Origin of the sequence: Variovorax sp. PDC80 (assembly GCF_900115375.1) — a bacterium.
Classification (GTDB): Bacteria; Pseudomonadota; Gammaproteobacteria; order Burkholderiales; family Burkholderiaceae_C; genus Variovorax.
The window spans coordinates 54881-77098 of record NZ_FOWG01000018.1 but is presented as its reverse complement, the minus strand read 5'-3'; the positions used below and the strand labels follow the sequence as shown (position 1 = coordinate 77098).

Here is a 22218-nt window from a genome sequence, read left to right as displayed (position 1 = left end):
CCTTCATTCGGACCGCACATGGCCACCCAGGACGACGATCGCTTCGACAAAACCTCCGACCGCATCAAGGATTCCGCGCAGCAGATCTGGCTGGCCGGCCTCGGCGCCTTCGCCAAGATGCAACAGGAGGGCAGCAAGGCCTTCGAGTCGCTGGTCAAGGACGGCGCGGGCATGCAGAAGCGCACCCAGCAGGCGGCCGAGGAAACCCTGTCGCAGGCCCAGGCCCGCATGGCCGGCTTCGCGAACGAGTTCGGCACCAAGGCCGCGGGCCAGTGGGGCAAGCTCGAGAACATCTTCGAGGAGCGCGTGGCGCGCGCGCTCGACAAGCTCGGCATGCCGCCGCCGGCCGAGGTGGCCGCGCTGCAGGCGCGCGTGACGGCGCTCGAGGCCGAGCTGGCCGCCCTGCGCGGCGCGGCCGGCGCCGCGAAACCCGCCGCCAGTCCGGCGCGCGGTGCGCGCGCCGCGCGCCACGCCAAGTCGGTCGAGACACCGGCACGCAAGGCCACGGTGCGGCGCAACAAATCGAGCGGCGCCGAATAAAGCGGCTTTCCGGCCTCGAAGCGGCCGATTCCGGCGCCGAATGCGCGCCGAGGCGCTGCCAGGCGCATCGCGCATGCGGCACTGCACAAACGCAGTGCCCCGCAAATCAATGTCCCCCTGCGCGCTTCGCGCGGCGTTCCTGCGCTAGAGTGTTTCCAAGAGACAACCCGGGAGCACCGACATGGCCAGGAAAGCGCCACGCCGCACTGCACAACGCATTCTCGAAGCCGCGCTGGACCTGTTCAACCGCTTCGGGGAGCCGAACGTCTCCACCACGCTCGTGGCCGGCGAGCTCAACATCAGTCCCGGCAACCTCTACTACCACTACCCGGCCAAGGAAGAGCTGATCAACAAGCTCTACGAAGGCTACGAGACCGAGCTCGGCGAGCTGCTCCATGCGAGCGAGGGCATCCACGACGTGGAGGACGCCTGGTTCTTCATGCACAGCCTGTTCGAGTTGATCTGGCGCCACCGCTTCCTCTACCGCGACCTCAACGACCTGCTGAGCAAGAACCGGCACCTCGAGACCCAGTTCCAGCTCGTGCTCAAGCACAAGGTGCGCGCGATGCGCCAGCTGATCGCGGGCCTGGGCCGCGCCGGCCACCTCGAGATCGACGCGCAGGAGGTCGACACGCTGGCGCAGAGCATGGTGGTGGTGCTGACCTACTGGCTCAGCTACGAGTACGTGCGCAACCCGCGCCAGGCGCTCGAGCCGGCCCATGCGCAGGCCGCGCTGCTGCGCGGCGCCCGCCACACCCTGCACCAGCTCGCGCCCTATCTCGGCGCCGAGCAACGGCGCCATTTGCTGACACTGGGCCAGGCCTACGGCGGCGAAGATGCCGCCAGCAGCCCTTCCGCCTCGTCCCCTGCCGATATGGCCGCCTGAACCATGTCCCCCCACGATTTCAAACCGCTCCCGCTGATGTCGACCGCGACGGCCGGCGGTACGCCCGGCACCGCCGGTTCCAGCCCCTGGGCGCCGCTGCCCTACGCCGACGTGCCGCGCTTCGATGCGCGCAGCCTGATCGCGCACTGGGCGCGCCTGCATGCCGGCCACGAGATGCCGGCGCCCGAGCACAACGAGGCGCTGGCCGAGGGCTGGGCGCTCTATCACAGCGGCGAGTTCGAACGCGCCGCGGCCATCGGCCTGCTGCACGGCGCCGATGGCCTGGCCCTGGCCAACCAGGCGACCGCGATCTATGCCAACTACCTCGAGCCGCGCGAAGCCGTGCGGCTCGCGATGTTCCGCCAGGTGGTGGAACGCGCCGGCGCGCAGGTCGCGGCCGAGCCCGACGATTGCCAGGCGCTCTACTGGCAGGCCTATGCGATGGGCCGCTACAGCCAGGGCATCAGCGTGGCGCGCGCGCTCGCGCAGGGCCTGGGCACGCGGCTCAAGGAGGCGCTCGAACGCGTGATCGCGCTCAAGCCGCGCCATGCCGACGCCCATGTCGCGCTCGCCGCCTTCCATGCCGAGGTGATCGACAAGGTCGGCGCGCTGGTCGGCCGCATGACCTACGGCGTGCGCGCCGAGACCGCGGTCGAGCTGTTCGAGCACGGCATCGCGCTGCATCCGCATTCGGCCAGCGCGCTGATGGAATACGCGCGCGCGCTGCTGATGCTGCATGGCGACGCGCGCATGGCCGAGGCCACGCGGCTCTACGAGAAGGCCGCGGCGCTCAAGCCGGCCGACGCGAAGGAACGGCTGGACGTGGAGCTCGCGCGCGCCGGCCTCTCCGAATAGGCCGCTGCCACGGCGGGGGATCCAGTCGGCGCGCGGCTGCGTACTGAGCGGATGACCTGCCTTCCACACCCCCCTCCCGAACGCGCCCCCGCGGCGCGCCCCAGGCACCCGCTCGGCTGGCTGGCCCTGTGCGTGTGCGCCGCGCTCACGGCCTGCGCGACGCCGGCACCGACGATCGCGCCGCTGCCGGCGGTCGACATCGCGCGCTTCATGGGCGACTGGTACGTGATCGCGCACATCCCGACCTTTCCGGAGAAGAACGCGTTCAACGCCGTCGAGTCCTACGCGCAGCGGCCCGACGGCCGCATCCAGACCGACTTCCGCTACCGCGACGGCAGCTTCGACGCGCCGGTCGAGACCCTGCATCCCGTGGCCACCGTGCGGCCCGGCACCGGCAACGCGGTCTGGGGCATGCAGTTCATCTGGCCGATCCAGGCCGAGTACGTGATCGCCGACGTGTCGCCCGACTACCAGAGCACCATCGTCGCGCGCAGCCAGCGCGACTACGTCTGGCTGATGGCGCGCACGCCCGAGTTGTCGCCCGAGGCCTACGCCCAGGCGCTGCGCAAGATCGAGGCCCTGGGCTACGACCTCGCGAAGCTGCGCCGGGTGCCGCAGCGCTGGCCGGAGCGCTGACCCGGCCGTCCGCGCGCCGGGGTTCGCGGGGGCTGGGCACAATCGCGGGCATGCACAGTCCGCTCGTCTCCGGGATCGCCTACAGCGTGCGCAGCTACGCGGGCGAATACGCCGGCCACGACCATGCGCACGCGCAGATCATGTTCGCGCTGGACGGCCGCATGGAGCTGGAGATCGGCGGCCGCGCCGCCTTCACCGACAGCTCCTGCGGAATGATCATTCCGGCGGGCGTGGCCCACACCTTCATGTCGCCGCGCGGCGTGCGCATGGTGGTCATCGACACGCCCCCCGCCACGGGCGTCGACCGCATCCGGCGCTTCGCGGTCACGGCGGCCTGCAGGAACGACGTCGACCCGGCCCGGGCCGCGCAGCACCTGGCGCACGTGCTCGAGGCGCCCTCCATCCTCGCGCGCCGCGGCATCGACCTGGCACGGCTCGATACCGCCCTCGGCGGCGCGCTGCACGAGCCCTGGAACACCGCGCGCATGGCCGCCCTGTTCTTCCTGAGCCCGCAGCGCTTCCATGCGCGGCTGCTCGAACTGACGGGGCTGTCGCCGCAGGCCTACCTGCGCGCGCGCCGGCTCGACGCCGCCCAGCGCCTGCTGCGCGGCGGCCTGCCGCTCGAAGCGACGGCCCTGCGCACGGGTTACCGCTCGGCCAGCGCCCTCGGCTTCGCGTTGCGGCGCGACCGCCAGTCGGGCGCCCGGCACGCGCGCGCGGGCTGACGAGGTCGAGAGTCTCTCGACAGTTGCCGCGGCCGCGGCGCTGGAGGATGCGCGCATGACAAAGCACGCTTCCCTCACCGGCGCCGGCATGGTGCTTGCCGCCGCCGCGCTCTGGGGCACGACCGGCACCGCCCAGAGCTTCGCTCCCCTGGACACGTCCCCCTTCTGGATCGGCACGCTGCGGATGGCGATCGCCACGCTGTTCTTCGCGGCCTTCATCGGCTGGCGACGGCAGCGCGGCGAGCCCATCGCGCTGTCGATGGCGCCGGCCACGTGGCGCTGGGTGCTGCTCGCGGGGCTGTGCATGGCCGGCTACAACCTGAGCTTCTTCGCGGGCGTCAGGGCCACGGGCGTGGCCATCGGCACCGCGATCGCCGTGGGCAGCGGGCCGGCATGGGCCGGATTGCTGCAGGCGCTCGTGTCTCGCACACCGCCCGCGCCGGCCTGGTGGGCGGGCACCCTGCTCGCGATCGGCGGTGGCGGCCTGATGGTGATGTCGGGATCGGGCGAAGGCTCGCGCGTCGACCTCGCCGGCCTGGCGCTGTGCCTGGGCTCGGGGCTCTGCTACGCCATCTACACGCTGGTCAGCCAGCGCCTGGTGCGCCGGTCGCCGCCGGCGACGGTCACGCTGTGGCTCTTCGCGACGGCCTCCGTGGCGGCCATGCCGGCCGCGCTGCTGATCTCCGGCCCCTTCTCGACCACGCCCGCGGGCTGGGTCCTCGTGGCCTACCTGGGCCTGGTGTCGACCGGCATCGCCTACCTGCTGTTCAGCCATGCGCTGCGGCACATCTCCGGCGCCTCGGGCGTCACGCTGGCACTGGCCGAGCCCGTCACGGCCTTCGGGCTCGCGACGGTCGTCCTGCACGAGCGCCCGGGCCCCTGGGCCTTCGCGGGGCTCGCGATGGTGCTGGCCGGCCTGCTGATCGTGGTGTGGACCGAAGCGCGCCGGGCCCGGTGACACCGCGCCGCGCCCGCTCCCGACCTTGGCCAAGGCCCGACGGGCGCAAAAAAAAGCGCGCCCGCAGGCGCGCCCTCCCCGGTCAAGGCCGCCCGCTCAGGGCAGCTGGGTCCAGTTCTGGTTGTTGCCCCCGTTGCAGGTCCAGGTGATCAGCGCCGTGTCCTGCGTGGTGGATCCGTTCGGGACGTCGAGGCAGGATCCGGAGGCGCGGTTGCGCAGGGTCGAGCCGACCACCGTCCACTGCGTCGCATTGCCGGCCGTGCAGGCCAGTTGCACCACGGCGGCATTGGTGGTCGCGTTGCCGCTCTGCGCCAGGCACAGGCCGCTGTGCTGCGCCACGAACTGCACGTAGCCGCCGCTGCTGGTCACGGTGAACTTCTCGTTGGCGTCGTTGCCGCAGGGCCACTGCACCGCGGTGGCGCCGCTGGCGGTCGACACGCCCTTGATGTTCACGCACAGGGTGCTGGCGTCGGAGCGGATGCGCGCGACCAGCGGCGGCGCGGTGTCGAGCGAGCGCACGTACTCGCGCAGCGCCACCACGTCGGCCGGCGGCAGGCCGTTGGCGTTGCCGTGGCCGCTGTCGAGCACCGCCTGCAGCGAGGCGGCCTGGCCGTTGTGGAAGAACGAGGTCACGCTCCAGGTGCCCGACAGCGTCGGCGTGTCGAAGCCCACGCCCGCCAGCGGCTGGTTGCCGCCCTTGCCCGACGAGAGCTGGATCGTGCCCACGTCGTGCCGCTGGCCGTCGCGGAATGTGCCGCCGGTGTGGCAGGTCGCGCACTGCGCGGTGTTGAACACCGTCTGACCGCGCGCGGCCTCCACGCTGAGGTTGCCGTCGGCCGTGCGCGCCGGGCTGCGCATGAACTTGTCGAGCGACGACAGGTAGGCCGCGAGGTCGTCGAGCTGCGCGTTGCGTCCGGCCTTGGGCGTGCCCAGCGGATTGGAGGTGGCCGCGTAGTCGGCATTGCTCAGGAAGCCGGTGCCGCCGAACTCGTTGCGGATGTCGTTCTCGAAGTCCTGCACCTCGTCGAAGTTGGCGCTCCAGTGCAGCCGGCCATGGCTCGTGCCGCGCCGCCCCTGCAGGCTGATGGTGCGGCGCAGGCCCTCGCCGCGCTGGGTGAAGTCCCACACCATGCCGTCGTCGCCGCCATCGGCATGGCAGCTCGCGCACGAGATGTAGTTGTCCTTGCTCATGCGCCGGTCAGCCGCGTTGTAGAACACCTGCTTGCCGCGCAGCGCGGCCGCGGCCAGCGGCTCGGTCGCCACGGTCTGCACGTTGCGCACGAAGACCGCCGCGTTGCTTTCCGAGGCCAGCACCGCCGCCACGTCGTGCACCGACACCGAGCGCGCGAGGAAGTTGTTGACGAACAGGCGCTTGCGCGCGGCGTCGAGGAACAGCCCGTGCGGCGCGCTGCTGGTGTCGATCTCGCCGCGCACCGAGCGCGTGTAGGAGTCGACGATCGCGACCCGGTTGCCTTCCATCTGCGCCACGAAGATGTAGTCGCCCGCGGGCGAGAACAGCGCGGCGCGCGCCGGTGCGCGGTCGTCGAAGTCGATCTGCTCGCCGGCCACGTGGGCCGCCGACTGCAGGTCGACCTGCGACAGGATCGAGCGCACGGTCTGATCGTGCACCAGGTCGCGGCCGTCGCGGAAGCGGCCGCGCACGATGTTGTCCTTCTTCGAGGGCAGGATGGCGCGCTTGCCGTCGGGCGAGATCACGACCTGGCTCAGGTAGTTGGCCACGCCGCGCGCGCCGGCCTCGGTGTCGACGGTGGTGGTGTCCACCGGCAGCGCGATGGTCGACAGCGCGCTCATCGAGGCCAGGTTGACCTTGTAGAGCTCGCCGCCGGTCATCTTCGACTTGAAGCGCGTGACGTAGGCGACCTGCGCATCGCCCGTGACCGCGATGCCGCGCACCGTGCCGTCGAGCGGCAGGGTGGCCGTGACCGCGCCGGTGGAGGGATTGAAGCTCACGAGGCGCGACTTGCTCTCCAGCGTCAACAGGCCCTTGGCGCCGTCGGGCGTGAAGACCACGCCGTAGGGACCGCTGCCGTAGTCGAAGGGCACGGTGACCGAGACGCTGCCGTCGGCGGCGTTGAGCGCGACCAGCTTGTCCTCGCCCTGCACCGCGACCCAGACCCGGCCGTCGGGGCCGAGCGCCAGCGTCTTGGCCTCGCTGCCCACCGACACCTCCCACAGCTTGGCCAGGCTCTGGGCGTCGATCGCCGCCACCGTGCCGCTGTCGGGATTGACCGCGTAGACCCGGTTCGCGTCGCCCGCGATGTTGCCGGTGTGCCGCGGCGCGCTCGCGGTGACGGGCGCGATGATGGTCACGTTGTAGGTGTAGTAGGTCTCGCGGCCCGCGCTGTCCTTCACCGTCAGGGTCACGGTGTAGTGGCCGGGCGTGGTGTAGGTGTAGCTGTAGCCGGCCTGGCTCGAGAAGGCCGTGACGGTGCCGTTGCCGAAGTTCCAGCGGAACTGCGCGCCGCCGCTGCCGAGCGTGGACGGGTTGAAGTTCAGCGTGCCGTTGACCACCTTGGGCCCGCTGCCGATGCCGGGGTCGCCGATGACCGCCTGGCCGCGCAGGGTCGCGACCTCGGCGTCGCCGAGCACGCGGTTGAACACCCGCACGTCGGCCAGCGTGCCCTTGAAGAAGTCGGCATTGCCCTGGATCTGGCCCAGCCACTGGAACTTGTTCGCGAGGCCCTTCACGCCGGTGAGGCCGCTCGAGCTGGTCTTCGCGCCGTCGATGTACATGGTCTGCGCGCCCGAACCCGCGTCGCGCGTGAGCACCACGTGGTGCCAGTTGCCGTCGTTGACCGGCGAGGTCGAGCGCGTGCCCGGGTTGTTGGTGGCCGCGTTGGCCACCGACAGGTTGAGCCGGCCGGTGTTGTCGAGCCAGCCCCAGAACACGTCGTCGGCGCCGCCCGACTGGTCGCGCCCGAAGATGCCGGGCGCGGTCCAGGCGTTGGCGCTGCCGTTCTGCGTGGTCTTCATGTAGAAGCTCAGCGAGGCGGTGCCGCCCAGCACGGTGGCCACGCTGTCGTTCTTGAGCTGCACGCCGCCCGCGCGGTTCGCGAAGTTCAGGCCGATGCTCTCGAAGGCGTCGCCACTGGCGGGCGTGCCGTCGTTGTTCGAGATCGGGTCGCTGAGCTTGCCGTTGAGCGCCCAGTGGTAGCTCAGGCCCACCTCGGCCGCGTTGCCGGTGTTGAAGGTGGACTTGAAGTCGGCGCCGATGGCGTTGCCCGCATAGTCCTTCACGCCGTTGGCCGGCAGGAACACCTCGTAGCTGGTGCCCGGCTGCAGCGGCTGCGTCGGATGGAAGTTGACGATGCCGAGCTGCACGCTGTAGGTGCCCGCGAGCGTGTTGCCACCCACGGGCCGCACGATGAAGGTGTTGGCGTTGACGCTCTCGGGCCGGATGTTGTCGGTCATGCCCAGGCCGATGCGCGAGGTCAGCGCCTGCTGCTTCGCGCCGTTGGCGGGGGAGACCTGCTTGACCTCGGGCCGGGTGGTGTCGGGGTCGACCTGGTGCACGACGAATCCGCTGCCCGAGCCGTGGTCGTTGCCCACGAACACGAGGTTGCCGAACATCGCGACCTGGCCGTTGTCCGAATGCGAGAAGTTCGGATCGTCCTCGCGCAGGATGCTGCCGCGGCCCACCTCCACGTGATTGAGCGGATTGCTCACGTCGACCTTGTGGATGCGCGTCTGCGCGCCCTGGATCACGTAGTGGTCCTGCGTGGCGCAGTACAGCTGCTCGTCGATGACCAGGCGGTTGTCCTCGGCCACGAATTTCGAGCGGTCGCTCAGGTCGTAGCTGTACATCTTCGCGCCGCTGTTGCGGGTGGAGACATGCAGGTTCCGGCCGTCGAAGCAGGTCGCATAGTAGAACGGGGTGGTGCCCACGATGGAGTCGAGCACCTTGGGATTGAGCGGATCGGAGATGTCGAGGCTCGCGAAGCCGCCGTTGCTCTCCATCGCGGTCAGCACCATGTGGTTGCCCATCGTGAAGATCGGGCCGATGCGAAAGCCGCCGAGCTCGCCGGTGGACACCGGGTTGGCCTTGCCGGCGCCGCGGTTGGCGAGCACGGCGTTCGCGGGGTCGGCGGCATCGACGATGAACATGCCCCGGCCCGCCGAAGCCACGTACAGGTAGGGCGCCTGCCACCAGAGCTGCCAGGCGACGTTCTCGTAGTCACCGGCGTTGACACCCGGCAGCGCCAGCTTCTTCACCTGCTTGATGTCGTTGACGTCGGTGAAATCCCAGAACTCCACGCCGTTGATGCTGGGCAGCACCACGTAGGTCTTGTCGCCGATCCGCGCGGTGCCGAAGGAGTGCGTTTCGCGAAACTCGCTGGTGCGCCCCTCGGGCTCGTAGATCTTCTTGACGAGCCGGAGCTGGCGCGGGTTCGACACGTCGTACAGCAGGAAGCCGCCCGGGCCGAGGCCGCTGTCGGGGGCGAAGGACGTGAGGAAATAGCCGTTGACCATGATGCCGGCGTTCATGCCGTAGTCCTTGCGGCCCGGGTAGGTGGCGGGCACCTCGCGCGACTCGTTGGCGCTGCTGTGCGCGGGGTCGAGCGGATGCGCCGGGCTGGTGATCACCGACACCGGCTTGAACAGTTCCTCCGAGGTGTAGGTGAGGTTGCCGAGCCCCGGCCCCTGCAGCGGGAGGGGATCGGCGACGGCCTCGGACACCGCGGTCGCCATGTTGCCGAGGGTCGTCATCGGACTGACCCCGGTGATCGCCGCGTGCGTCAACAGGGTGACGAACGGCACCATCAATGCCATCAGGTAATACCGGATCTTCATCGTTTGCCTCCAAGTGTTGTTGGAAGTTCGCAGGGGAATCTGCTGACTCGTTCTTCTCTGGCTCGAATCACGACATGCGCGCGCAGCGCGCACCCCGGCGGGCGACGGGCGTCGCCTGCCGTGACGAAAAAACCTGTTCGCCGGAAGCCGCGCCGAACCCGGGCTATCGGCTTCGCACCGCGCCGCCCGATTCGTAGAGGGCCCACGCCGCTTCCGCGCTGGCGCCCTCGTGGATCATCGCCATCAGCGCGCTCACCACCGCGGACGGGTTGGCGTGCTGGTAGACGTTGCGGCCGTAGACCATGCCCACCGCGCCCTGGTCGAGCAGCACGCGCGAGCGCGCGAACACCTGCTGCAGGTCCTCGCGGCCGCCGCCGCGCACCAGCACCGGGCAGCGCGCGGCCTGCACCACGCGATGGAAGTCCTTGGGGTCGCTGGTCGGGTCGGCCTTGACGATGTCGGCGCCCATCTCGCGCGCGAGCCGCACCAGGGTCACGATCTTCTCGGCGTCGCCGTCGACCATGTAGCCGCCGCGGCCCGCGCCGTGCGCCTGCATCACCAGCGGCTCGATCATCAGCGGCATGCCGTAGCGGTCGCAGTCGGCGCGCACGCGCGCGATGTTCTGCACGCACTGGCGGAACAGCTCGGGCTCGTCGGGCAGCATGAACAGGTTGACGACCACGCAGGCCGCGTCCATCTGCACCGCGGGCAGCACCGGGTCCTGCTCGTTCTGCAGCACGGCCCACATCGAGCGGTGGCGCGTGGCGTTGTAGGGATTGCCCATGTCCAGCCGCATCACGAGCGCCGGCCGCTCACGGCCCGGGCGCAGCTGCAGCAGGTCGGCTTGGCCGTAGTTGAGCTGGATCGCATCGGGCGCCGCGGCCACCAGGCGGTCGATGACGCCCGGCATGTCCTCGAGCCCGTCGAGGAAGCTGGGCTCGTTGCACACGCCGTGATCGAGCGCGATGTCCAGGCCGCGGCCGGCCTTCAGCAGGCGGGCGATGCGGACCTCTTTGCCTTTCGACATACGAAAGAACTCCTTGAAGGTGGAAGATGGTTCGAGGGGGCGGGACGCGTCTCAGCCGAGCGCGCCCAGGTGCCGCTTCGCGGCGGTATCGATCTGCAGCAGCGCGTCGGCGCCGAGCGCGACCGAGCCGGCCGCGGCGTTCTGGATCGCCTGCTGCCGGTTGCGCGCGCCGCACAGCGACAGCGAAACGGCGCCGTGCTCCAGCGTCCAGGCGATCATCATTTCGGAGAACGAGCAGCCCAGCGCGGCGCGCAGCGGTTCGAGGTCGGCGAAGAAGGCCGCGAGCCGCGCGCGGTTGTCGGCGCTGAAGCGCGGATTGCTCGCGCGCTGGTCGTCGCCCGTGAAGGCGCGCGCGGGATCGATCGGCCCCGCGAGCAGGCCCAGCGCGAGCGAGGAATAACCCATCACCGCCACGCCATGCTCCTTGCACAGCGGCACCAGCGTGGCCTCGATCTCGCGGTCGATCAGGCTGTAGCGCTCCTGCGCCGCATCGACCGGCCCATGGCGCAGGTACTCGGCAAGCGTGGCGGCGTCGACGTTGCTCACGCCGATCGCGCGGATCTTGCCCTGCTTCTTCAGGTCGAGCAGCGCGCCCATGGTCTCGGCCACCGGCGTGGTGGCGTCCTGCCAGTGCGTGATGTAGAGGTCGATGTAGTCGGTCTGCAGGTTCGCGAGGCTCTGCTCCACTTCGTACGCGATCGCATCGCGGCCGAGGTAGCGGTAGACGGGGTGGCCGTCCTCCTCGAAGAAGTGCGTGCCCTTCTGCGTATGCCACACCAGCCCGCACTTGGTGGCGATTACGGCCTCGTGGCGCCGGCCCTTGAGGGCGGTGCCCACCAGCCGCTCGGAGCGGCCCAGGCCGTAGGCCGGCGCGGTGTCGATCAGCGTCACGCCCGCGTCGAGCGAGGCCTGGATCGCCAGCGTCGCGCCCGCGTTGTCGCCGCCGCCCCACATCCATCCGCCCATGGCCCAGGTTCCCAGGCCGATCGCCGAGCAGCGTATGCCCGACGGTCCCAGCGTCGTCGTCTTCATCTCTTGGTCTTCCTCACGTTGAGCAGGTGGTCGATGGTCACGGCCACGAGCAGGATCAGTCCCTTGATCACGTCCTGCCAGTAGGGCGAGACGTCGAGCAGGATCAGCGAGCTCGTCACCACCGACAGCAGCGCCAGGCCGAGCACCGCGCCGAGCACGGTGCCCGAGCCGCCCTTGAGGCTGGCGCCGCCGATCACGGCGGCGGCGATCACGTTGAGTTCCATGCCCATGCCGAAGGTGGGCGTGGCGGCGCCGAAGCGCGCGGTATAGATCACGCCGGCCAGGCCGGCCGAGGCCGAGCACAGCACCGTGACCCAGAACTTCACGCGGCCCACGCGGATGCCCGAATAGAGCGCGGCCTTCTCGTTGCTGCCGACGTAGAACACCTTGCGCAGCAGGGTGGCGCGGCGCAGCACGAAGTCGCTGATGGCGACGATCGCGACGAAGATCAGGATCACGGCCGGGATGCCGAACAGCGTGCCCTGGCCGATGAACTTGAACTCGGCCGGCAGCGAGAACAGCGACTGCGGCGTGCCCTGCGTGAAGGCCAGGCACAGGCCGCGCACGATCACCATGAAGGCCAGCGAGGCGATGAAGTGGTTCAGCCCGATGCGCGTGACGCAGCCGCCGATCATGGCGCCGATCATCGCGCTGGCGCCGATCGCCATCGCGCTCGCGAGCCAGGGGTCGACGCCCATGAGGAACAGCTTGCCGGTGATCACCATCGCGAGGCACACCACCGAGCCCACCGAGAGGTCGATGCCGCCCACGATCAGCAGGATGGTCATGCCGACCACCACGATGCCCTCGATCGAGAACGACAGCAGCATCGCGCGGATGTTCTCCCAGGTGAGGAAGTACGGCGACGCGAAGCTCATGCCCACGCACAGCACCGCGATGATCAGCAGCAGGCCGGCCTCGCGCATGCTGCCGAGTCGGAAAGGAAGGTTCACGGCGTCTCCTTTGGCCCCCGCCGCCGTGCCGGTGCCGGCGGTGCTCGCGGGGTTGGTGCCGTCTATTCTGAATTGGTAGCTCACTGCATCTCCTGTTCGCGCAGTCCCGAGGCCAGCCGCAGCAGGCCCTCTTCCGTCATCTCGGCCGTGCCGAGCTCGCCGGCCAGCCGGCCTTCGCGGATCACCAGCGCGCGGTCGCACAGGCCGATGATTTCCGGCAGTTCCGACGAGATCACGATCACCCCCACGCCCTGGTTCGCGAGCGCGCGCAGGATGTGGTGGATCTCGGATTTCGCGCCCACGTCGACGCCGCGCGTGGGTTCGTCCATCAGCAGCACCGACGGTTTCGTGGCCAGCAGCTTGGCGATCGCCACCTTCTGCTGGTTGCCGCCCGACAGGCTCGCGACCTCGATCGCCACGCCGTCGGACTTGAGGTTGAGCTGCGCGCCGAGGTCCTGCGCCAGCTTGCGCTCGGCCGCGCGTTCCATCAGGCCGAAGCGCGAGCTCACGCGCCGCAGCGCCATCGCGCAGACGTTCTGCGCGATCGGCAGGTCGAGGAACACGCCCGCGGCCTTGCGGTCCTCGCTGAGGTAGGCGATGCCGTGGCGCAGCGCGTCGGCGTACTTGCGGATCGCGAGCGTCTTGCCGCCGAGCCGCACGCTGCCGCGCCGCGCGGGCCGCAGCCCGCACACGGTTTCGGCCAGTTCGCTGCGCCCGGCGCCCATGAGCCCCGCGATGCCGAGGATCTCGCCGCGCTTGAGCGCGAAGGAGATGCCCTGCACGCGCTCGCCGTCGGCGATGTCGTCGACCTGCAGCAGCGTCTCGGGCGCCTCGGGCAGCGTGGCGCGCGGCGGGTAGTAGTTGCCGAGGTCGCGGCCCACCATGCGGCGCACCAGCTCGTCGGGCGTGGTGCCCGCGAGCGGGCCGCAGTGCACGTTGCGCCCGTCGCGCAGCACGGTGGCGCGGTCGCAGTTGGCGAAGATCTCGGCCATGCGGTGGCTGATGTAGATGATGCCGATGCCCTGCGCCTTGAGGTCGTGCAGCACGCGGAACAGCGCGGCCGACTCGAGCTCGGTGAGTGCGGCCGTGGGCTCGTCGAGGATCAGCACCTTGCAGTCGAGCGTGAGCGCCTTGGCGATCTCCACCAGCTGCTGGCTCGAGATGCCGAGCTCGTCCACGCGCGCGGCCGGGTCGATGTCCTGGCCGAGCCGGCGCAGCACCTTGGCGGCGCGCGCGTTGAGGCCGCCGTAGTCCATGAAGGCGCGGCCGCCCGCGTTGATCTCGGGCATGAAGATGTTCTCGGCGACGGTGGCGTCGCCGCACAGCGCGATCTCCTGGTGCACCAGGCCGATGCCCAGCCGCATGGCATGGGCCGGGCCGTCGATGCGCACCTCGCGGCCGTCGAGCGCGATCGTGCCCTCGTCGGGCTGGTGGATGCCGTCGATGATGTTCATCAGCGTCGACTTGCCGGCGCCGTTCTCGCCGCACAGGGCGTGGATCTCGCCGGCACGCAGCGAGAAGTCCACGCCCGCGAGCGCGCGCGAAGCGCCGAAGCGCTTGCTGATGCCGCGCAGCGAGAGCAGCGGCTTCGGGTCGTCGCTCACTCGCCGATTCCCTTGGTGCCGCGGCGCGCCAGGTACTTGTCCCAGTAGAAGTCGTCGGCGTTGGCCTTGCTCACCACCGACAGGCCGTTGTCGAGGAAGGGCACCGACATCGGGTTGGTGCCGTTGCGCTTGGCGTCGTTCATCGGGTCGATGAGCTGCGGGTTCTTGGCCAGGAACAGCATCATCATCCCCATGTAGCCCTGCATGCCCTGGTTGGGATTGATGGCGCCGAACACGTCGCCGGCCTTGATCATGTCGAGGATCTTGGCGTTGACGTCGCAGCACATCACGCGGATGTTCTTCTTCGACTCGATCTTGGCCTGCGCCGCGCCGAGCGCCGAGTTGGCCTCGGGCATGAACAGCGCGCCCAGGTTCGGGTTGGCCTGCGCCAGGCTCAGCACCGCCTGGTAGGCCTTGCTCGGGTCCTGGTTGCTGGCCGCGCGGCCCGCGAGCTTCATGCCCGGGTGCTTGGTCTTCATGCGGTTGACGAAGGCGGCGATGCGGCGGTCGTGGTTGTCCTGGCCCGGGTTCTCGAGCACCGCGTACTCGCCCTTGCCGCCGAGCGCGGCGGCGATCGCGTCGGCCGCCTGCGTGCCCTCGCGGTCGTTGTCGGAGGTGATGAACGAGGCGCGCTTGGAGTTCGGCGAGTCGGCCGCGAAGGTCACGACCGGGATGCCCGCCGCCACCGCGCGGTTGATCGGCTCGATGAACGGGTCGGGGTTCATCGGGTGCAGCAGGATGCCCGCGGGCTTGCGCGCGAGTTCCTGCTCGAAGGACGCGAGCTGCTTGTTCACGTCGTACTCGGGCGTGCCGGTGTAGCGGGTGCGCACGCCCAGCGTGCGGCCCAGCTGTTTCATCATTTCGTAGACCGGAAACCAGTACTCGACGCCCGAGACCATCACGTTCATCACGTAGACGTCGTTCGGGTTGCCGCGCAGGCCGGTGGCGGCCGGTGCGGCGGGCTGCTGGGCGAAGGCGCTGGAGCCGGCCAGGCCCAGGCCGGTGGTGGCTGCGGCGGCCGCCGCGGACTTCAGGAAATCTCTTCTCACTTCTGTCTCCTCGTGTTGCTCAGACCTGGCAGATGGGCCGCCTTGGAGGGTGGCTTTGGATCTCTTGGTGCCATGCATGTTGTCATGACAGGTCAGAATGTATGCGGCTCGTTTTGGCTGGAATACTAGGGGAAACGCTACTGCGATCTGAACCAAATTGCCCGAAGCTGTTATGACATGACAACGAACATCTACCTGGGTATAGACATGGGGTCGAGCAGCCTGAAGGCGCTCGCGCTCGATGCCGACAGCGGGCGCACGGTGGCGCTGGCGCGCGCCGCGCTGCCGCACGACCGGCGCCCCGGCGGCGGTTGCGAGGTGGCCGAGGCGGCGATCCATGCGGCGCTGGGCCGCGTGCTCGGCGCCATCGCGGGCCAGCTCGGCCCGCTGGCCGCCGCGGTGCGCGCCATCGGCTGCACCGGCCACGGCGCCGGCCTCTATGCGCTCGACGCGGCCGGCCGGCTGGTCGGCGGCAGCGCGGTCGCCTCCACCGACCAGCGCGCCACCGCGCGTGCGCTGAAGCTCGCACGGAGCCACGGCGCCGCGCTGTTCGACGACGTGGGCTGCGGGCCCTGGCCCGGACAGCCGACGCTGATCGCGGCCGAGCTGTTCGGCCACGACGCGGTGCAGCGCGGCGAACTGCAGCGCCTGCTGTTCGCCAAGGACTACCTGGGCTTCCTGCTGACCGGGGAGACCGCCACCGACCTCAGCGACGCGAGCACCGCCGGGCTGGTCTCGCTGGCCAGCGGCCGCTGGTCGCAGCAGGCCTTCGATGCCGCGGGCCTGTCGGACCTGTCGCCGCGCACGCTCGGGCGCATCGTGCCCAGCGGCGAGGTGTACGGCCGGCTGCTGCCCGCGCAGGCCGCGGCCTGCGGCCTGCCCGCGGGCGTGCCGGTGGCCATGGGCGCGATCGACCTGCTGGCCTCGATGACCGCGATCCGCGCCGAGGCGCGCGGCCATGCGGTGGCGGTGTTCGGCACCTGGAGCGTGAACGCCGCGATCGGCCCGGCCACGCCCGCGGGCGCACCCAAGCCGCCGGTGGCCGCGGTGGTGAACTTCGGGCCGGCCGAGCGCCGGCTCTACATGGAGAACAGTCCCTCGTCGATGGCCAACATCGCCTGGGCCGCCGAGGCGCTGGGCTTCGGCAGCGAGCAGGCCGTGATCGATGCCGCCATGGGCTCGCCGCTGGGCGCGCACGGCGTGCGCTTCCTGCCCTTCGTCAACGGCGGCAGCGCGCCGCCGGGCGCGAGCGCGGGCTTCGTCGGCCTGCGCAGCCACCATGGCCGCGCCGACATGGCGCGCGCGGTGGTCGACGCGGTGGTGGCGCTGCATGCGCGCCACCTGGGCCGGCTCGCGGCCCACGGCCTGCTGCCCGAAGCGCTCACGATGCTCGGCGGCGGCGCGCGCGACGCGCGGCTGGCGCGGCTGCTGGCCGGCTTCCTCGGCCGGCCGGTCGCGCGCTGCGGCGACGACGAGACCGGCGCGCGCGGCGCGGCGCTCTATGCCGCCATCTCGCAGGGCCTCGACCTCGACGCACCCGCCAACGCCCACCTGCTCGCGCCCTGCGAGACCCTCGCGCCCGAAGCGGGCGACATCCCGGCCTGCGCCGATTTCCTGGCCGGCTTCGATGCGCTGCTCGACAGCCTCGCACCGGCCTTCACCCTGACCACCGGCACCACCCGCATGCCGGATTCCGCACGATGAGCGCCTGGCAACTGCCCTTCACCCGTCCCGCCTCGCTCGCCGGACGCCATTTCTCCACCGTCATCGTCGGCGCCGGCATCAACGGCGTGGGCGTGTTCCGCGACCTCTCGCTGCAGCGCGTGGACTGCCTGATCGTCGACAAGGGCGACTTCGGCGCCGGCGCCAGCAGCGCGCCCTCGCGCATGATCCACGGCGGCCTGCGCTACCTCGAGAACGGCAGCTTCTCGCTGGTGGCCGAGGCCACGCGCGAACGCAACCTGCTGCTGCGCAACGCGCCGCACCTGGTGAAGCCGCTGAAGACGGTGGTGCCGCTCGCGAGCCTGTTCGGCGGCATGCTCGGCAGCGCGCTGCGCTTCCTCGGCCGGCCGGCCTCGCCGCGCACGCGCGGCCTGCTCGCGGTGGCGCTGGGGCTGCGTCTCTACGACCTGCTGGGCCGGCGCCAGCGCGTGATGCCGGGCCACCGCATCGACCGCGTGCCGCCGCGCGACCGCCAGCTGTTCCGCGCGGCGATCCGCTGGACCGCGACCTTCTTCGACGCCTGGATCAGCCATCCCGAATGGCTGATCCTCGAGCTGATCGCCGATGCCTGCCGCGACCAGCCGCGCTCCACCGCCGTGAACCACTGCCGCGTGATGGGCTGCGCCGGCAACATCCTCACCCTGCGCGACGAGATCACGGGCGAGCTGGTGCGCGTGACGGCCGACACGGTGGTCAACGCCAGCGGCGCCTGGCTGGACCGCAGCACCGCGGTGCTCGGCGGCAGCGGGCCGCGCGTGATGGGCACCAAGGGCTCGCACCTGGTGCTCGACCATCCCGCGCTGCGCGACGCGCTCGACGGCCGCATGGCCTACTTCGAGGCGATGGACGGGCGCGTGTGCATCGTCTATCCCTTCCTCGACCGCGTGCTGGTCGGCTCGACCGACATCCCGGTGGAAGACCCCGACCAGATCGCCACCGAGCCTGAGGAGGTCGACTACCTGCTCGAGGTGCTGCGCGAGGTGTTCCCGAACCTCGCCTTCGACCCGGCCGACGTGGTCTACACCTATGTCGGCGTGCGGCCGCTGGCGCGCTCCGATGCCGACAAGCCGGGCCAGATCTCGCGCGACCACTCGGTGGCCATCGATCCGCCGAACGCCACGCGCGACATCCCGATCGTCTGCCTGGTGGGCGGCAAGTGGACCACCTTCCGCGCGCTGGCCGAGGAGGCCACCGACGCGGTGCTGCGCCACCTCGGCCGCGCGCGCACCGCCTCCACCGACATGCTGCCGATCGGCGGCGGTGCCGAGTTCCCGGCCGACGCGGCCGCCACCGAGCGCCTGCTCGAGCGCCTGATGGCCACCGGCGCGAGCCGCCGCCGCGCCCAGGCGCTGTTCGCGCGCTACGGCGCCAAGGCGCTGCCGCTGGCGCAGCGGCTCGCGGCCTCGGGCGACGTGCCGCTGCGGCATGCCCCCGACTACTCGGTGGCCGAGATCGGCTACCTGTGCCTCGAGACCGGCGTGATCCACCTGTCGGACCTGGTGGTGCGCCGCACCCTGCTGGCGATCCGCGGCCAGGTCACCGACGCCGCGCTGGCCGAGATCGCCGGCATCGCGGCCGAGGCCCTGGGCTGGGATGCGCAGCGCCAGCGCGAGGAGCTCCATGCCTGCGCCACCGCGCTGCGCGAACGCCACGGCGTGCGCCTGCAGACCGCCGCCCCGGCAGCGGATTCCCCTTTGGATGCATCATTGATGGCCTCGAAGCCCGTCCTCACGTGAACAGCCCGACCTTGACCGCGCCCGCCCTCGACCGGAATTCCGAATCGCCCCTGTGGGCCCAGTTTCGCGACGCCGTCCGCCTGCAGATCCTGCAGGGCGAACTGCCGATCGGCGCCAAGCTGCCGTCCGAGGCCGAACTCGGCGACCAGTACGGCATCTCGCGCATCGTGGTGCGCGAGGCGCTGGCCGACCTGGTGCGCAACGGCCTCATCTACAAGATCAAGGGCCGCGGCGCCTTCGTCGCGGCGCGCGAACGCGACGAGGACTTCGTCTCCACCGTGCTGGGCTTCTCCGACGAGATGGAGCGCAAGGGCCGCTCGGTGCGCACCCAGATCCTGACCCAGGAACTGCGCCTGCCCACCGCCCTCGAGGCCGGCGCGCTCGGCCTGACCGAGGACACGCAGGTGGTGGCGCTCAAGCGCCTGCGCAGCGTGGACGGCGAGCTGCGCCTCTTGGTCGAGACCGTGGTGCCGGCCGACATGGCGCCGGGCCTGCACCGCATCCGGCTGGAAGACCGCTCGCTCTACGACGTGCTGCGCCGCCAGTACGGCCTGCGCCTGGTGCGCGCCGAGCGCTGGATCGACGCCGTGCTGCCCGACGCCCAGACCTGCGAGCTGCTGAACCTGCCCGCGCCCGAGCCGCTGCTGCGCATCGAGTCGATCGCCTACGGGCTCAACGGAAGGCCGCTCGAGCACTACCGCGCGCTGCACCGCTGCAAGTCGAGCCGGCTGCACGTGCAGACCACGACCTGAGGCCCTCCACGCGGCGCGGGCTCGGACGAGGGTGACTGTCGGGTCAGTAAGATGACCGGTTCTTTCCACCCACATCCGCCCCCCGCCATGTCCGACCTCGACGAACGCTTCCAGACCGCCCAGGCCAATTCCAAGCTGCTGGCCGAGCGCCCCGACAACCCCACGCTGCTGAAGATCTACGGCCTGTTCAAGCAGGCGACCGAGGGCGACAACACGGCCAAGAAGCCCAGCTTCAGCGACATCGTCGCGCGCGCCAAGTGGGACGCCTGGACCTCGCGCAAGGGCCTGAGCGGCGACGAGGCCAAGGAACAATACATCGCGCTGATCGAGTCGCTGCGCGGCTGAGCGCCGGCTTCCCTCACGCCCCGCCGATGATCCCGCGCTCGCGCAGCGCCGCGATCTGGCCGGCGGTCAATCCGATCTCCTCGAGCACCGCGTCGGTGTCCGCGCCCAGCGCGGGCGCGTTCAGCCGGTGCGCGGCCGGCGTGCGCGAGAGCTTGGGCACGAAGCCCGGCACCGACAGCTCGCTGCCGTCGTCCATGCGCAGCCGCTGCAGCATGCCGCGCGCCGCGTAGTGCGGGTCGGCCGCGATGTCGGCGATGGTGTAGATGCGCCCGGCCGGCACGTGCGCGGCATCGAGCGCGGCCAGCACCTCGTCGACGGTGCGGCTGGCGGCCCAGTCGCCGATGGCGGCGTCGAGCAGTTCCACCTGCGCCACGCGGCCGGTGTTGTTCGCCAGCGCGGGATCGGCCGCCAGATCGGGCCGGCCGATGCAGCCCATGAGCCGGCGGAAGATGCTGTCGCCATTGCCCGCGACGATCGCATAGCCGCCGTCGGCGCAGCGGTAGGCATTGGTCGGCGCGATGCCCGGCAGCGCGCTGCCCGCGGCCTCGCGCACCGCGCCGAAGGCGCCGTACTCGGGCAGCAGGCTCTCCATGCAGTTGAAGACGGCCTCGTAGAGCGCCACGTCGACCACCTGGCCCAGGCCCTTCGGATGCTCGGCGCTCACGGTCGCATGGCGGTGCTGCAGCGCCATCAGCACGCCGACCACGCCATGCAGCGAGGCCAGCGTGTCGCCGATCGACACGCCCACGCGCACCGGCACCCGGCCCGGCTCGCCCGTGAGGTGGCGCAGCCCGCCCATGGCCTCGGCCACCACGCCGAAGCCCGGCCGGTCGCGGTAGGGCCCGGTCTGGCCATAGCCGCTGATGCGCAGCATCACGAGCGCGGGATTGGCCGCCAGCAGCGCCTCGGGGCCCAGGCCCCAGCCTTCCATCGCGCCGGGGCGGAAGTTCTCGATCAGCACGTCGGCCTCGGCCGCGAGCTGGCGCACGATGGCCTGCGCCTCGGCCTCGCGCAGGTCCAGCGCCAGCGAGCGCTTGTTGCGCGACTGCACCTGCCACCAGACCGAGGTGCCGTCCTTCATCAGCCGCCAACTGCGCAGCGGATCGCCCGCGCCGGGCGGCTCGATCTTGATCACCTCGGCGCCGAAGTCGGCCAGCGTGCGGGCCGCGAAGGGGCCGGCGATCAGCTGGCCGAGCTCGATGACCTTGAGGCCGGCGAGCGGGCCGGCGGCGGGAGCGGAGGAGGAAGCGGTGGATGTCGTCATGGCCTGCGAGTGTGCCGCGCGCCGTCGCGAGCGTTCTGCGAGGCTTCGGGGCGGGAAAACACCTATGAATTCTTGACGCTGGCACGGCGCGGTCGCGCCCACCCTTCCGCGCCGCAGCAATCCAGGCCCGCCCGGGTCGTTTCCCTCGGGGAGAAAGCCCTTTGCTGCGCCGCAGCGCAGGCCGCGATGCACGCCACCCGCCCTCGCCCCCGCATCAAAAAAGTATCGATTCGAGCCGCCATCTCTGGTTGTTGGCATCGGGAGCGATTCGTACAGTCCGCCCCAGCTGTCACGCATCCCGAAGAACCGCCCAGCGGCAGAGACAAGGAAACCGAGCCCCATGCAACCCGATCTGGAAATCGTCGAAGTCCGCGGTGACGAATCGTTCGCCTGCTGGGCCCACGGCTACCCCTACCGCACCGTGCGCTGGCACTTCCATCCGGAGTACGAGATCCAGCTCATCGTCGAGACCCAGGGCGTGTACTTCGTGGGCGACCATGTCGGCCACTTCGAGCCCGGCAACCTCGTGATGATGGGTCCCGACCTGCCGCACAACTGGATCAGCGACGTGCCCGCGGGCCAGAGCGTGGAGCGGCGCGGCATCGTGATCCAGTTCCCGGCCGGCCTGGTGCAGCGCATGGCCGCGAGCTTCCCCGAGTTCGCGCGCATCGCGCCGCTGATCGCCGAGTCGGGCGCGGGCCTGCTGTTCTCGGCCGAGACCGCGGCGGCCGCCAAGCCGCTCATGGAGGCGCTGCTCGAGGCGCGCGGGCTGCGCCGCGTGATCCTGCTGCTGTCGCTGCTCGAGCTGCTGGCCGCGAGCCAGGACCGCCAGCGGCTCGCGAGCCCGGCCTTCAAGCCCGATCCCAAGGCCTTCATGTCGCACGCCATCAACAACGTGCTGGCCCACATCGCGGCCAACCTCGGCGACGAGCTGCGCGAGCCGATGCTGGCCGAGCTGGTGGGCCAGAGCCCGAGCGCCTTCTCGCGCGCCTTCCGCAAGCACACCGGCCAGTCCTTCGTGCGCTACGTGAACCGGCTGCGCATCAGCCGCGCCTGCGAGCTGCTGACCAGCAGCGAGAAGCCGGTGCTCGACGTCTGCATGGACGTGGGCTTCAACAACGTGTCGAACTTCAACCGGCAGTTCCTGCTGCACAAGCGCATGCCGCCGACCAAGTTCCGCAACTTCCACCGCATGCAGGCGGCGCAGGCCGCGCACCTGCGCGGCGCCAGTCCGCCGTAGGCGGCCCCGCCCCCCGTTTCCCGCATCGCCATCGGCGCGGGCCCGTCCGGGCACCGCGCGGGGCGAAGCCTTGCCCGCGTCG

18 protein-coding genes are annotated in these 22218 nt (G+C 70.8%); 11 read left to right on the top strand and 7 right to left on the bottom strand.

All coding sequences use genetic code 11. The features are described 5' to 3' along the window. The first annotated feature begins 18 nt into the window (after positions 1 to 18). From BM109_RS36490 to BM109_RS36465, 6 genes are all read left to right on the top strand, one after another. The gene (locus BM109_RS36490) at positions 19 to 540 is read left to right on the top strand and encodes a phasin family protein (RefSeq protein WP_093354258.1); all 522 of its coding nucleotides are present in this window, start codon (positions 19 to 21) and stop codon (positions 538 to 540) included. A gap of 181 nt (positions 541 to 721) precedes the next feature. Continuing rightward, a complete protein-coding gene (locus BM109_RS36485) occupies positions 722 to 1426 on the top strand; it encodes a TetR/AcrR family transcriptional regulator (RefSeq protein ID WP_093354255.1) in 705 nt (234 codons plus the stop codon). Positions 1427 to 1429: 3 nt separating this feature from the next. Continuing rightward, positions 1430 to 2281 carry a tetratricopeptide repeat protein gene (locus BM109_RS36480; RefSeq protein ID WP_177239553.1) on the top strand — a complete coding sequence of 284 codons (852 nt, stop codon included), beginning with the start codon at positions 1430 to 1432 and terminating at the stop codon, positions 2279 to 2281. Positions 2282 to 2332: 51 nt separating this feature from the next. After that, complete coding sequence (locus BM109_RS36475; protein ID WP_093354253.1) at positions 2333 to 2917, top strand: lipocalin family protein; 585 nt, start codon at positions 2333 to 2335, stop codon at positions 2915 to 2917. Positions 2918 to 2967: 50 nt separating this feature from the next. After that, the gene (locus tag BM109_RS36470; protein ID WP_093354252.1) at positions 2968 to 3642 is read left to right on the top strand and encodes a helix-turn-helix domain-containing protein; all 675 of its coding nucleotides are present in this window, start codon (positions 2968 to 2970) and stop codon (positions 3640 to 3642) included. Positions 3643 to 3697: 55 nt separating this feature from the next. Then, positions 3698 to 4600, top strand: a complete 903-nt coding sequence (locus BM109_RS36465) for a DMT family transporter (RefSeq protein WP_177239552.1) — start codon at positions 3698 to 3700, stop codon at positions 4598 to 4600. A 96-nt stretch (positions 4601 to 4696) separates the two neighbouring features. Here BM109_RS36465 and BM109_RS36460 read toward each other — a convergent pair whose 3' ends face one another. The 6 genes from BM109_RS36460 to BM109_RS36435 form a co-directional block, all read right to left on the bottom strand. Beyond that, complete coding sequence (locus BM109_RS36460) at positions 4697 to 9412, bottom strand: LamG-like jellyroll fold domain-containing protein (RefSeq protein WP_093354248.1); 4716 nt, start codon at positions 9410 to 9412, stop codon at positions 4697 to 4699. A 163-nt stretch (positions 9413 to 9575) separates the two neighbouring features. Continuing rightward, entirely contained in the window at positions 9576 to 10439 is an 864-nt protein-coding gene (locus BM109_RS36455) for a class I fructose-bisphosphate aldolase (RefSeq protein ID WP_093354245.1), read from the bottom strand. A gap of 51 nt (positions 10440 to 10490) precedes the next feature. Then, positions 10491 to 11471, bottom strand: a complete 981-nt coding sequence (locus tag BM109_RS36450; RefSeq protein ID WP_093354243.1) for an aldo/keto reductase — start codon at positions 11469 to 11471, stop codon at positions 10491 to 10493. After that, complete coding sequence (locus tag BM109_RS36445) at positions 11468 to 12397, bottom strand: ABC transporter permease (RefSeq protein WP_208509805.1); 930 nt, start codon at positions 12395 to 12397, stop codon at positions 11468 to 11470. The genes BM109_RS36450 and BM109_RS36445 overlap by 4 nt, the downstream gene beginning before the upstream one ends. A 107-nt stretch (positions 12398 to 12504) precedes the next feature. Continuing rightward, a complete protein-coding gene (locus BM109_RS36440; RefSeq protein ID WP_256223017.1) occupies positions 12505 to 14028 on the bottom strand; it encodes a sugar ABC transporter ATP-binding protein in 1524 nt (507 codons plus the stop codon). Continuing rightward, the gene (locus BM109_RS36435) at positions 14025 to 15077 is read right to left on the bottom strand and encodes a substrate-binding domain-containing protein (RefSeq protein ID WP_057592540.1); all 1053 of its coding nucleotides are present in this window, start codon (positions 15075 to 15077) and stop codon (positions 14025 to 14027) included. Before BM109_RS36435 ends, BM109_RS36440 begins: the two co-directional genes overlap by 4 nt. Positions 15078 to 15254: 177 nt before the next feature. On the opposite strand from BM109_RS36435, the gene BM109_RS36430 reads away from it, so the two are divergent. From BM109_RS36430 to BM109_RS36415, 4 genes are all read left to right on the top strand, one after another. Beyond that, positions 15255 to 16781, top strand: a complete 1527-nt coding sequence (locus tag BM109_RS36430; protein ID WP_093354240.1) for an FGGY family carbohydrate kinase — start codon at positions 15255 to 15257, stop codon at positions 16779 to 16781. Continuing rightward, a complete protein-coding gene (locus BM109_RS36425) occupies positions 16778 to 18535 on the top strand; it encodes a glycerol-3-phosphate dehydrogenase/oxidase (protein ID WP_093354238.1) in 1758 nt (585 codons plus the stop codon). The genes BM109_RS36430 and BM109_RS36425 overlap by 4 nt, the downstream gene beginning before the upstream one ends. Further along, positions 18532 to 19287, top strand: a complete 756-nt coding sequence (locus BM109_RS36420) for a GntR family transcriptional regulator (protein WP_093354236.1) — start codon at positions 18532 to 18534, stop codon at positions 19285 to 19287. The genes BM109_RS36425 and BM109_RS36420 overlap by 4 nt, the downstream gene beginning before the upstream one ends. An 87-nt stretch (positions 19288 to 19374) precedes the next feature. After that, positions 19375 to 19632 carry an acyl-CoA-binding protein gene (locus BM109_RS36415; protein ID WP_057592544.1) on the top strand — a complete coding sequence of 86 codons (258 nt, stop codon included), beginning with the start codon at positions 19375 to 19377 and terminating at the stop codon, positions 19630 to 19632. Between the two features lie 13 nt (positions 19633 to 19645). Here BM109_RS36415 and BM109_RS36410 read toward each other — a convergent pair whose 3' ends face one another. After that, complete coding sequence (locus BM109_RS36410) at positions 19646 to 20896, bottom strand: CaiB/BaiF CoA transferase family protein (RefSeq protein WP_093354233.1); 1251 nt, start codon at positions 20894 to 20896, stop codon at positions 19646 to 19648. 340 nt (positions 20897 to 21236) lie between these two features. Here BM109_RS36410 and BM109_RS36405 point away from each other — a divergent pair, with 340 nt between their 5' ends. Continuing rightward, a complete protein-coding gene (locus tag BM109_RS36405) occupies positions 21237 to 22136 on the top strand; it encodes a helix-turn-helix domain-containing protein (protein WP_093354231.1) in 900 nt (299 codons plus the stop codon). Positions 22137 to 22218: the final 82 nt, after the last annotated feature.